The sequence below is a fragment of the Crossiella sp. CA198 genome (assembly GCF_052078295.1).
GTDB lineage: Bacteria > Actinomycetota > Actinomycetes > Mycobacteriales > Pseudonocardiaceae > Crossiella.
Genome location: NZ_JBQJIM010000001.1, coordinates 376967 through 388830 on the forward strand (window position 1 = coordinate 376967; position 11864 = coordinate 388830).

11 protein-coding genes are annotated in these 11864 nt (G+C 71.7%); 4 read left to right on the forward strand and 7 right to left on the reverse strand.

Annotated features, from left to right (window positions below):
• The first annotated feature begins 41 nt into the window (after positions 1-41).
• Together ACTOWY_RS01870 and ACTOWY_RS01875 are read left to right on the forward strand one after the other, a co-directional pair.
• Positions 42-875 carry a GNAT family N-acetyltransferase gene (locus ACTOWY_RS01870; protein ID WP_441307847.1) on the forward strand — a complete coding sequence of 278 codons (834 nt, stop codon included), beginning with the start codon at positions 42-44 and terminating at the stop codon, positions 873-875.
• Positions 876-908: 33 nt separating this feature from the next.
• A complete protein-coding gene (locus tag ACTOWY_RS01875; protein ID WP_441307848.1) occupies positions 909-1232 on the forward strand; it encodes a hypothetical protein in 324 nt (107 codons plus the stop codon).
• Here ACTOWY_RS01875 and ACTOWY_RS01880 read toward each other — a convergent pair.
• The 3 genes from ACTOWY_RS01880 to ACTOWY_RS01890 all read right to left on the reverse strand — a co-directional run bounded on the left by ACTOWY_RS01880 (position 1229) and on the right by ACTOWY_RS01890 (position 4068).
• A complete protein-coding gene (locus tag ACTOWY_RS01880) occupies positions 1229-2062 on the reverse strand; it encodes a hypothetical protein (RefSeq protein ID WP_441307849.1) in 834 nt (277 codons plus the stop codon). The genes ACTOWY_RS01875 and ACTOWY_RS01880 overlap by 4 nt on opposite strands.
• On the reverse strand, positions 2059-3078 hold the full coding sequence (locus ACTOWY_RS01885; RefSeq protein ID WP_441307850.1) for a helix-turn-helix transcriptional regulator: 1020 nt from the start codon (positions 3076-3078) through the stop codon (positions 2059-2061). Before ACTOWY_RS01885 ends, ACTOWY_RS01880 begins: the two co-directional genes overlap by 4 nt.
• A gap of 105 nt (positions 3079-3183) precedes the next feature.
• Positions 3184-4068, reverse strand: a complete 885-nt coding sequence (locus ACTOWY_RS01890) for a M28 family peptidase (RefSeq protein WP_441307851.1) — start codon at positions 4066-4068, stop codon at positions 3184-3186.
• A 219-nt stretch (positions 4069-4287) separates the two neighbouring features.
• Between ACTOWY_RS01890 and ACTOWY_RS01895 the strand changes: the two genes are divergently transcribed.
• Together ACTOWY_RS01895 and ACTOWY_RS01900 are read left to right on the forward strand one after the other, a co-directional pair.
• Positions 4288-5355, forward strand: a complete 1068-nt coding sequence (locus ACTOWY_RS01895; protein ID WP_441307852.1) for a M28 family metallopeptidase — start codon at positions 4288-4290, stop codon at positions 5353-5355.
• 65 nt (positions 5356-5420) lie between these two features.
• Positions 5421-6902 carry an SDR family NAD(P)-dependent oxidoreductase gene (locus tag ACTOWY_RS01900; protein ID WP_441307853.1) on the forward strand — a complete coding sequence of 494 codons (1482 nt, stop codon included), beginning with the start codon at positions 5421-5423 and terminating at the stop codon, positions 6900-6902.
• Between the two features lie 13 nt (positions 6903-6915).
• Here ACTOWY_RS01900 and ACTOWY_RS01905 read toward each other — a convergent pair whose 3' ends face one another.
• From ACTOWY_RS01905 to ACTOWY_RS01920, 4 genes are all read right to left on the reverse strand, one after another.
• Positions 6916-7830, reverse strand: a complete 915-nt coding sequence (locus tag ACTOWY_RS01905) for a hypothetical protein (protein ID WP_441307854.1) — start codon at positions 7828-7830, stop codon at positions 6916-6918.
• A gap of 113 nt (positions 7831-7943) precedes the next feature.
• Complete coding sequence (locus ACTOWY_RS01910) at positions 7944-8333, reverse strand: hypothetical protein (protein ID WP_441307855.1); 390 nt, start codon at positions 8331-8333, stop codon at positions 7944-7946.
• Positions 8334-9299: 966 nt separating this feature from the next.
• On the reverse strand, positions 9300-10667 hold the full coding sequence (locus tag ACTOWY_RS01915; RefSeq protein ID WP_441307856.1) for a tryptophanase: 1368 nt from the start codon (positions 10665-10667) through the stop codon (positions 9300-9302).
• Positions 10668-10686: 19 nt separating this feature from the next.
• Positions 10687-11784 carry a tryptophan dimethylallyltransferase family protein gene (locus tag ACTOWY_RS01920; RefSeq protein WP_441307857.1) on the reverse strand — a complete coding sequence of 366 codons (1098 nt, stop codon included), beginning with the start codon at positions 11782-11784 and terminating at the stop codon, positions 10687-10689.
• Between the last annotated feature and the right edge of the window lie 80 nt (positions 11785-11864).

Genomic DNA, 11864 nt, shown 5'->3' on the forward strand with positions numbered 1-11864 from the left:
ATGATTCGTCCCCCCTGATGTGCTCGGGCCATCCTAGGCCGGTGGACGAACGCGGCATGCAGGAATTGTCCGACGCGGTGTGGACGCCGGGCGCCCGCTGGCATCCGGGTGAGCTGACCTGGTCCCGGTTGCAGCACCTCGGCCGCGCGCCGGACTGGCCGACCCGGGTGTGGCGGCGGGGATCGACGGTCCTGGCCTGGGGCTGGGTGGACCTGCCCGGCTCGCTGTACCTGCAAACCCGGCCGGAGTCGGCGGACCTGGTCGGCGAGGTGCTGGACTGGGCCGAGCCGGTGGCAACCGGACCACTGTCGGTGCACGTGCTGGACCGGGAACGCCACCTGGTGGACTCCTTGCACGCCAACGGGTACGCCGAGTCCACAGTGGACGGTCCGTTCTTCCGGCGGATGGTCGGCGGTCTGGACGAGCTGCTGGAAGTCGTGCTGCCGCAAGGGTTCACCGTCGCCGAGGCCACCGATATCGTTGCCAGGGTGGGCATTCACCGGGCCGCGTTCCACCCGTCGCGGGTGACTGTGGACAGTTACACCAACGTCGCCAGGGCCTGGTTGTACCGGCGGGAGCTGGACCTGGTGGTGCACGCCCCGGACGGCCGCCTGGCCGCGTTCTGCCTGGGCTGGCTGGACTCGCGGTCCAGGGTCGGCACGTTCGAGCCGGTGGGCACCGATCCGGGGTTCCGCGGGCTGGGCCTGGCCAGGGCGGTGTGCCTGGCGGTGCTGCACCGGATGCGGGCGCTGGGCGCGAGCACGGCCACCGTGCTGCCCAGGGGCGATGCCGCCTACCCGGTGCCCGCGCGGCTCTACGCCGGACTGGGGCTTTCCCCGATCGGCCGAACGGTGGTCTTCACCCGAACCCGCTGAACCATTCCCTCGGCGGCGGACGTTGGCCGGAGCATGAGCACCGCATCGATCGCCGGAATCCTGGTCATGCTGCCCGCGCTGGTGGGGATCGCCATCCTGTGGCGGTGGAGCGGACCGGGCCTGACCGAGCCCAAACCCCTGCCCCAGCCCCGGGAACTGCTCGCCAAGGCCAGGCAGGCCCTGGACCGGCTGGCCCCGCCCCGGCGTCCACAACCCGCGCCGCCAGTGCGGGTCGGCTCGCACCGCAGCCGGGTGCCGCGGTACGCGCCGTTGCCCACCATGCATTCGGTGGCCGAGATCCGCGCCCGCGAGGACGCCGATCACCTGTCCTACTACCCGAGGTTGCGCCGGAGTTAGCGGCGGAACCGCCAGGTCTTGCTGTCGAAGGCCACGCAGATGCCCGGCGAGAGCACGACCACCCGCAGCGTGCCGTCCCGGAAGTCGTAGTCGATGCCCTCGACCTCGAAACTGCCGGAACACCCGCTCCGCAACGGCAACTGCCCCAGCTCCCGGACCACCCCACGGACGTCCGTGCCGCCCAGCGCGGCGTCCAGATCGACCTGGAGCAACTGTTTGCCGGGACCGTCGGAGGGGCAGAGCAGCTGCGTGGCCGAGGTGAACTCGCAGCCCTGGAGGTTGCTGACGGTGCGGTCCAGCCGGATCGCGAAGGCGTACGGCAGGTTCTTGCCCGGATCGGTGCCGGCCACCCCCGGGTTGGGGAAGACCAGCAGCCGGTTCATCTCGCCCCACTCCCCCGACACCAGCCACCGGGCGTCGGGGGACACGGCGGCGAAGGAGTTGTTGCCAGCCTCCCAGGATTCCAGCTGGTGCACGTATTCCGCCCACCGGCCGTCCGGGGTCTGCACCCGGAACATCTTGGCGCGCACCGTGCTGCTCTGGTACGGCTCGACGTAGACGCCCGCGCGGGAGCCGGGGTCGCCGACGTGGTCCCAGCCCCTGGTGCGCACGTCCAGGGGGATGGTGCCGATGCCGGTGTAGCGGATGGATCCGTTGCCGTCGCGGATGATCGTGGTCAGGCCCTGGCTCTCGTCGAGTGGGCGGGCGTAGTCGGAGCCGAGGGTCCGCCAGGGACCGACGTCGGCCGAGGCTGGCGGGGCGCCCAGGATCAGGGCGGTCGAGACGAACAGGGCGGTGGCGGCGCTGCGCAGGGCGTTCCCGCGGGTCATGCTCGCTCCTGGGGGACGGACGGATGGCGCGGCGGAGCCGGTTCGGACCCTACCCGGCCGCGCTGGCCGCGGTCGAGCATTCCGCGGTCGAGTAGTCCCAATGCGGCCGCGCGCAACCCGGCCTGGAACCGGCTGGTGGCGCCGAGGGTGTCCATCAGCGCGCGGACGTGGCGTTGCGCGGTGCGCAGGCTGACGCCCAGGCGCAGCGCGATGGTCTTGTCGGTGAGCCCGGCGGCGAGCAGTTCCAGGACCCGCCAGTCCACGCCGGGGGTGGCGTGCTGGCCGGGCAGTGGGGTGGCGCGCTGCCAGCTGTGCTCGAACAGCGAGCGCAACCCGGTCAGCAGGGCCGAGGCGGAGACCAGCAGCGCGCTGTCGGTCTCGTGCCCGATGGCCACCGGCAGGATCGCCCAGCGCCGGTCGACCAGGCCCAGTTTGGTCGGCAGTCCGGGCAGCACCCGGATGCGTTCACCGCGGGATCGCCTGCGGTGCAAGGCGTCCAGGACGTGCGCGCAGTCCACATAGGACGCGTCGTAGACGGTCCGGTAGACCACGCCTGCGGCCAGCGCGCTGCGGGCCTCCTCGTTGGCCGAGCCCGCGACGTAGGGTGGCCGCTCGAACTGGCACACCTCGAACCGCGCGGCCCGCTGCAATCCGGCCCAGCGCCGCGCGATCGCGGCGTGCCCGCGCAGCAGTTCGACCGGCCCGTGGTTCTCCGAGTCGCCGGTGGCCCGGTCGTAGATGGTCATCAGCGCCGGGATGAGCGCGCGCACCCGGTGCAGTCGTTGGTGGTGGGAGACGATGTAGGACTCGATCGCCGAGTCCGGCGGCACCCGGGTCCAGCGCCCGTCCGCGCCGACCACCAGGCCGGCCTGGTCGAGGAAGGCGAGCAGATCCGCGGTGTGCGCCGGGTCGAGCCGGGCCGTGACGGCCAGTTCGTCGGTGGTCCAGGACGGGCGGGTCAGCACGATCTCGTAGACGCGCTGTTGATCAGCGGTGAGGCCGAGCACCTCCAACATGCCACACACTCCGAGCAGCAGGGGTACTCGACATCTACCGCCCCGGGCGGCGAGTGGCTACCCGCCGCCCGGAGGGTCACCCACCTACCCGGCGGGTCGGCCACCTCACGCGGCGGCGGGTTCCCGCACCGCGACCGTCGCACCGGACAGGGTCCACGCGCCGTGGGCGGCGGCGTTGGTGGCCACGCCCATCACGGTCGCCGCGACGTTGGTGATGGTGTCGCAGCGCTGGTGGTAGCAGGGATCGTTGCCGCTGCCGATGCCGCCGACCGGGATGCCGACCCGGGAGAAGCTGGCGTGGTCGGAGCGGCCGCCGATGTTCATCGTCCGGGTCGGGATGCCCTTGCCGCGGAAGTAGGCCTGGAACATCTGCTGGATGCTCGCGTTGTCGTTGTAGACGCCCCAGGTGGTGGTGGCACGGGCGCCGACCATGTCGAAGTTGAGGTAGCTCTTGATCTTCGCGCGTTCGGCGGCCGGCAGCGCGTTGACGTAGTAGCGGGAGCCGATCAGCCCGAGTTCCTCCGCGCCCCACCAGCCGAAGCGCAGCTTCTTCTGCGTGACGAGCTTCTCCCTGGACACCGCGAGGGCGGTTTCCAGGGCGGCGGCCGAGCCGGAGGCGTTGTCGTTCATGCCGGGCCCGGCGGTCACCGAGTCCAGGTGGGCGCCCAGGAACACCACCTGGTTGGCGTCGCCGCTGGTCCAGTCCGCGGTGAGATTCCAGCCGGTGGCGCCGTTGTGGGTGAAGGACTGCAGGGTGGTGCGGAACCCGGCGGCGTCCAGCTTGCCCTTGACGTAGTCGATGGAGGCCTTGTAACCGGGCCTGCCGTGCGCCCGGTTGCCGCCGTTGCGATCGGCGATGGCCTGGAACTGCTGCATGTGCGCCATCACGTTCGCGTCCGGGATATTCGGCGGCGCGGCATATATCGGCGCACTGAGTATGCCGGTGGCGCGGGCCTGACCGGCGCTGGAGGCCGCGACCGCCGGAGACACGAAGGAAAAGCCAAGCAGGGCAACGGTTGTCAGCGCGGTGAGGGCTCGCGAGGCCGTCCTTGTCACAGGCATGAGCACGCTCCTAGAGTCCGGGAACCTACGGCCGCACGCTAGGTGTCCGGCCGACGGTCCCGGGCGGGCTGGCACAGATGCGGTGCGGCACTGGCGCAATTACGTCGCGAGCCCACCCGAGGCGTTGCGCCGCAACAGACTTCCGCCATGCGAAGACTGCTCCTCGCCGTCACGGCCACCGCCCTGCTGCTCCCCGCCACCCCCGCGTCCGCCGCTCCCCCGCTCGCCGCCACCCCGGACGCGCGTACCGCTCCGGCCTCCGTCACCCTGGACGCGCCCACCGCTCCGGCCTTCGCCGCCCCACGCATCCCCGCTGCCGCGTCCACCGCGCACAACGCCCTCGCCCACCGCGCCCCTGCCCTTCTCGCCCCCGACATCCCGGTCGCCGCCGTGCAACGCCACCTCACCCGCTTCGACGCCATCGCCGCGGCCAACGGCGGCAACCGCGCCCACGGCCGCCCCGGCTACCGCGCCTCCATCGACTATCTCAAGTCCATTGTGGACAGTGCGGGCTTCCGCACCACCCTCCAGTCCTTCACCTATCGCGGCGCCACCGGCTGGAACCTGATCGCCGACTGGCCCGGCGGCGACGAGTCGAACGTGCTGCTCACCGGCGCGCACCTGGACAGCGTCACCACCGCCCCCGGCGTCAACGACAACGGCTCCGGCTCGGCCGCGATCCTGGAGGTCGCGCTCGCCGTGGCCAGGGAGAAGCCCGCGGTCAAACGGCATCTGCGGTTCGCCTGGTGGGGCGCGGAGGAGCTGTGGATGATCGGCTCCGCGCACTACGTCAACACCCAGCCCGCCGCCGAGCGCGCCAGGATCAAGTCCTATCTCAACGTGGACATGATCGGCTCGGTGAACACCGCCTACTTCGTGCTCGACGGCGACCGCTACCCCGCCGGCTCGCTGGCCATCGAAGGCGCGCTGAAGGAGTACTACGCCCGGATCGGCGTGCCGGTGGAGGACCTGGACATGGGCGGCCGCGGCGACCACGCCTCCTTCACCCGGTACAACATCCCGGTCGGCGGCCCGTTCACCGGCGCCGAGGGCCGCAAGACCGCGGCCCAGGCCCGCAAGTGGGGCGGCACCGCGGGCGCGCCGTATGACCCCTGCTACCACCGGGCCTGCGACACCGTGCGCAACATCGACGTCACCGCGCTGGACCGCAACACCGACGCGGTCGCGCACGCGGTCTGGTCCCTGTCCGGCTGACCGCGCCCGGCCGCCACGTACAGTGTTCAGGGCGGTAGCGGCGTAGCGGAACGGATTGAGCAGCGATGACGGCAAGTGTCGACGAGGCGATCGAGCAGGCGGAGGGCCCCGGGATCGACCGGGACCGGATGGCGATCTGCCTCCAGGTGCTGGCCGAGGTCGGCGAACTCGACACCGAACACCCGGACGCGGTGGCCATCCGCCGCGCCACCGCCGGGATCTTCAAGGACGTGCGCAAGCGCCGCCGCCAGGCCAAGCGGCTGGCCGAGATGGACGCCGACCGCGCGGTGACCGCGGCCACCGCCACCGGCTCGCCCGAGCGTATCGACGACGAGACCAGGGGCATCCCGCTGGTGTCCAACGCCGCGGGCGCCACCGCGGGCACCCTGATCCGTGCCCGCGCCTGCTACCACTGCAAACAGCGCTACAACCTGGTCGACGCCTTCTACCACCAGCTCTGCCCCGACTGCGCCGCGCTCAACCGCGCCCGCCGGGACGCGCGCACCGACCTGACCGGGCGGCGCGCGCTGCTCACCGGCGGCCGCGCCAAGATCGGCATGTACATCGCGCTGCGGCTGCTCCGCGACGGCGCGCACACCACCATCACCACCCGCTTCCCCAACGACGCGGTGCGCCGCTTCGCGGCCATGGAAGACAGCGGCGACTGGCTGCACCGGCTGCGCGTGGTCGGCATCGACCTGCGCGATCCGGCCCAGGTGGTCACGCTGGCCGACTCGGTCGCCGAACAGGGCCCCCTGGACATCCTGATCAACAACGCCGCGCAGACCGTGCGCCGCTCCCCCGGCTCCTACGCGCTGCTGGAATCCGCCGAGGCCGCGCCACTGCCCGCGGGTCCGCTGCCGGAGCTGATCACCTTCGGCCACACCAGCGACGCGCACCCCGCCGCGCTGGCCGGTTCGCTGTCCTCGGCCTCGGCGAGCGAGGCCAGCGCCCAGGCACACAACCTGACCGCGCTCGCGCTCACCGCCGGCTCAGCCTCGCCGGAGCGGGTGGCCGCCGAGATCGCCATCGACGCCGGCGGCCTGGTGCCCGACCTGCACGATGTCAACAGCTGGACCCAGCGGGTGCACGAGGTGGACGCGCTGGAGATGCTTGAGGTCCAGCTCTGCAACCAGACCGCGCCGTTCATCCTGATCAGCCGCCTGCGCCCGTCGATGGCCGCCGCGGCGGCGCGACGCAAGTACGTGGTCAACGTCTCGGCGATGGAAGGCCAGTTCAGCCGCAAGTACAAGGGCCCGGGCCACCCGCACACGAACATGGCCAAGGCCGCGCTGAACATGCTCACCCGCACCAGCGCGGGCGAGATGCTGACCACCGACCGGATCCTGATGACCGCGGTGGACACCGGCTGGATCACCGACGAACGCCCGCACCCGACCAAGATGCGCCTGGCCGAGGAGGGCTTCCACGCCCCACTCGACCTGGTCGACGGCGCGGCCAGGGTGTACGACCCGATCGTGCGCGGCGAGGCGGGCGAGGACGTGTTCGGCTGCTTCCTGAAGGACTACGCGCCCTCGCCGTGGTGACCCGCCCGGTGGTTCAGCAGGCCAGCCGGTAGGCCAGCCACTCGTCGGCGACCACCAGCCCGGCCCCGGCCAGGGCCTCGGCCAGCACCGGGTCCGCCAGCTCGCGCACCACCAGCCCGGAGACCTCGGTCCGCGCCTGCTCGATCACCGCGACCAGCAGCACCAGCAACTCGGCCGCGCTGGTGTCCCGGTGCACGACGAGTTCGACCTCGGCGGTCTCGTCGTCGACGAGCACCGCGGTGGTGAACGCCTTGGGCCGCCCGTCGACATCGCGCAGGTCCACGGTCAGGTAGCCGGCCAGGTCGGCGCCGACCGCGTCCGCCACGTCGTCGACGGTCCATTCCCCGCCGAGCACCGCCGAGCACAGTTCCACGTACTCGGCGAGTTCGGCGTCGGTCGGCTCGACCGGCAGCTCGCGCACCGCGACCTCCGGCAGCCCGGCCGGCGGCTGCCAGCCTGCCAGTTCCAGCCGCCACACCCGGCCCAGCTCGGCCGCGGTGACGGCCTGTACCGCGGCCGCCACCCGCCGATCCAGCCCACCCTCGGTGTCACACCACCGGACCCCGGTGCAGCCGGCCTCGCGAGCCAGCTCCACCGCGGCCGTGACCAGCACGGACAACACCTCGACCTCACTCGCCGAGCCCTCACCCACCGCCCCGGCGACCCGGCGGGCCTCCCGCTCGACCAGCACCCACTGCAACCCGGCATCGGTCTCCGGCAGCTCCGGCCAGAACAACTCCGCCCAGCCGATGAGGACCTCGCCCCGGCGCGCGACCACCGCGCCCAGGACCCCACGGTCCTCCTCATCCAGTTCAGGTTGCGACTCACCGAGGGTCTGGAACATCTCGTGCACCAGCCGCAGGTCGACGTGCTCGTCCCGCCTCAGCTCGACGGTCAGCGCGGTGGCGTCAGTGGTCCCGGTGCTCATGTCTCCCCGTTCGCCGTACCTGGGCCTGGCGCGAAGGTACTGGCGAGCGGGCCCGCTGACCTGCGGAACCACCCGGTGGGGCGGCCAACTCAACCCGGTCGGCGGCGCACGGACTACCGGAACGTCACGATCGGCGGCGTCCCATGATGCCGATCGGAGAACTGCCACTCATGCCACAGCCAGACGTGCACACCCATCACCTCCCCGACGATCTCGGCGACGTGCCCACGCACCGTGACCCCACAACCGAACGGGCATTCCATGGCCAGGCGGACGTCGGTCTGGTCGGTGGGCTTGCGCGCCCGCGGCGCCGGCGCAGGGGCCGGGGCCGGGCTCGGCGGATGGACGGTGGCGGGCCGGGGCCGCGGCTCCGGCAGCTCCGGACCAGGCCACAGCGGCGGCGGCCCCGGATTCGGCACCCCAGGCTGGACCAGGCGCAGCCGCGGCCGGGTGAGCTGACACTGGTCGCCAACCGGACCCGGCGGATTCAGGTTCCTCCCCATTTCCCCAACCTTGGGCGGTGACCCGAGGTCAAGGCAGGTTCCGGATGCGTGACTGGGTGGCGGGTTTGCCGAACACAGGGGGACAGTGATGAGGTATGGCTAACACCCGTGGGAGTGAGTGCGATCCCACGAAAGCAGGTACCAGGAGAGTGGGGAGGTCACGCTGTGAACCCGAAGAAGCAGGAAGTGCTCGACACCGGCAACTCCGGCACGCACTGACAGGGACCGGCGCACCCGCGGCGCCGGGGTCACAGGGGGACGGCAAGGGGCCGCCGTCCTCTGGGCCGTTCCAGCGAGAACGCCAGGCAACACCCGAGGTGGGAACAGCAGCGGATCAGCCGCCGACGTGCTGACGACGACAGATCCGCTCAACACCCCACCCCCGCCTCAGCACCGGAACCACCCTCGTTGCCGCGAGCGCAAGAAAATCGCCACTCCCCACCCAGACCACCCCCCAACGCCGGGACGCCACCCCCTGCCCTGTGGAAACTGGTCCGGCACTCCCCGAACACCGCCGTAAAATGGCTGGCACGCCACCGCACAACGCACCAGACCAGTGGTCCGGACAAGCACCACCTGGTCCCCATTTCGCACCCGCCGCAGGCGTAGCGACCCGCCACTTTTCACCCGCCCGAGCGACAAGATCCAAACATCAAGGCAACCAAAACCGGGGTTTCCGCGTTCCGCAGAGGAACGGTGGCGGCGGCGGACCGGGCTCCCCGGACAAGCAGGACGAGCACCGGCCACGCACACGGCAACCAAGCAGCGACCAAGCAGCGACCACCGGAGCAGAGCAGCGCCCCCCACCGGAGCCGAACGGGGACGGCCAGGCTCCAGGCAGCCAGGCCGGTGCCCGCGGCGAGCCCGGCACCGTGCCAAACGGCGGCGAGCGCGACGGCGGCGAGCGGAACGGCGACGAACGCGACGGCGGCGAACGCGACGGCGGAGCTGGCACAGCCGAGCGGATCAGGCGCGAGGCGCCAGCCGGCAGTTGAAGTGCCGCAGCAGCGGCGGGTTGTGCGTGAGCCGGTACCCCGGCACCCGCTCCGGATCCTTCGCGATCTCCGCCAGGATCTCCCCCACGTACTCGAGGTGGCTCTGCGTGTACACCCGGCGGGGGATGGCCAGCCGGACCAGCTCGTGTGGCGCGGGCTTGGTCAGCTCGGACTCCTCGTCGAACTCGCCCAGGTACAGCGAGCCCAGTTCGGCGCAGCGGATGCCGCCGCGGCGGTACAGCTCCAGGGCGAGGGCGTGGCCGGGGAAGGCGCTGGGCGGGAGGTGGGTGAGCAGGCGGCCGGCGTTGAGGTAGATGGCGTGGATGCCGGCCGGCTGGACGATCGAGACGCCGGCGGCCACGGCGAGGTCGCCCAGGTAGCGGGACTGGTCGGCGCGGGTGGCCAGGTAGGCGGGGTCGGTGACCTCGCGCAGGCCCTGGGCGAGCATGTCCAGGTCGCGGCCGGCCAGGCCGCCGTAGGTGCGGAAGCCCTCGGTGGCGATCAGCAGCAGTTCGCAGCGGCCTGCCAGGTCCGCGTCGCGCAGGGCGAGCAGGCCGCCCATGTTGACGATGCCGTCCTTCTTCAGGCTGGCCACGCAGCCGTCGGCGAGGTCGAAGGCCAGGCGGGCGACCTCGCGCGGGGTGTGGTTCTCGTAGCCGGGTTCCCGTTGGGTGACCAGCCAGGCGTTCTCCGCGAAGCGGGCCGCGTCCAGGAAGAACGGCACCTCGTGGGTGCGGCACAGCTGGGCGACCGCCCGCAGGTTGGCCATGGAGACCGGTTGGCCGCCGCCGCCGTTGTTGGTGATGGTCATGATCACCAGGCCGACGGGGGTGCCGTCGGTGAGCACCCGGCGCAGGGCTTCCAGGTCGATGTCGCCCTTGAACGGGGATGGTTCGTCCAGGTTCCTGGCGGCGGGGCCGGGGAGGTCGAGCGCGGTGCAGCCGAGCAGTTCGACGTTGGCCCTGGTGGTGTCGAAGTGGGTGTTGCTGACGCTGACCTGCCCCGGCTTCAGCAACGCGGTGAACAGGATCCGCTCGGCCGCCCGGCCCTGGTGCACCGGCATCAGGTGCGGGTAGCCGGTCAGCTCCTCGGCCACCTCGCGGAACCGGAAGAAGGAGCGCGCCCCGGCGTAGGACTCATCGCCCAGCGCCGAGGCGGCCTGCTGGGCCGCGGACAGCGCGCCGGTGCCGGAATCGCTGAGCAGGTCGATGGTGACCACGTCGGCTGGCAGGTTGAACTGGTTGTATCCGGCCTCGATCAGCGCGGCCTCGCGCTGCTCCGCGGTGGTGATCGGGATCGGCTCGACGACCTTGATCCGGTACGGCTCCATCAACGGCATGCGGGGTGCTCCGTCTCTTCTAGGATGCGAGCGATTCGGGCCGCGGCGGGGTGACCGCGTAGGTCTCGGCCGACAGGTACACGGTGAGCCCGGCGTGCGGACGTCCCGTGCGCAGCGACAGGTGCGGGATCAGGCCGACGCCCTCGTTGAGCGGGCGGCGGGCCAGCGCGGACAGCGCCCGGTCCAGCAGCGCGGGGTCCAGGCCGTGCCGGGCGAGCAGCGCGTGCGCCCGGTCCAGCGCGACCGCGTCGTCCTCGACGTAGTCGCGCACCGGCAGGTAGACGGAGAACCCGCTGGCCCGGTCGGTGTCCCCGGCCAGGAAGGACAGGCTGGAGATCAGCGGCCTGCCGGTGAAGCGGCCCTGGTTGCCGCCTGCGATCGCGGTGAACTCGCGGACCTGCTCCTCGTCGACTTCCCGGGCCGCGCCGGCCGCGCGCAGCAGCTGGGTCAGGTCGCCGTCGTGGTGGGACAGGTAGACCTTGACCCTGGGGTCGGGCTGGGTGTGCAGGTCGATGGAGAAGAAGGAGTACCGGTCGAGGTCGCCGCAGGGGCGCAGCGCGCGCCGCTTGAGCGTGCCGAAGGCCCCGCCGAAGCCGAGCCGGTCCAGTCCGGCCGCGACCAGGCCGGCGGCGGCCTGCCTGCCGCGGACCTCCGGATTGAAGTAGATCTTGAACGCCGGTGGCGCGGCCGGTCGCAGCACGATCGACCACCACCAGGCGAAGGAGCCTCGCGGGTCGGCGGGCAGGAACAGGTCGGCGACCGCCTCGAAGGGGGCGAGGGAGAAGCCGTAGCGCTCGGCCAGCCGGGGCAACAGCGCCCGAGCTGCGCAAACGTTTGCTCGGACGGACGCGCGGTCCCCCTGGGTTTCCAGGAGGAGGCGCACCGCGGGACGGCCCGCGTGGTCGACGGCGAGGGAGAACTCGACCGGGGTGTGGTCGTCAGCCACGTCGGAAGGCCAGGCCGGTGGTTGTCCCAGCGGGCGGTTCCCGCCGGGTCCCAGCATTTCCCGCACAAGGTCGGCGTATTCATTGGTGAATTCCGACAAACCGACCGCGCGGCACAGTTCGTTCGTTCTTGCGGAAATGTCGTCAGCCAGCGAGAGCGCAGCCATGCCCATCTGACTCCGTATCGTCGTTATTGGACCGACGGCTGATCAACTTAGCCGAACGGAGATCACGACGACACCGCTCTCCCGGT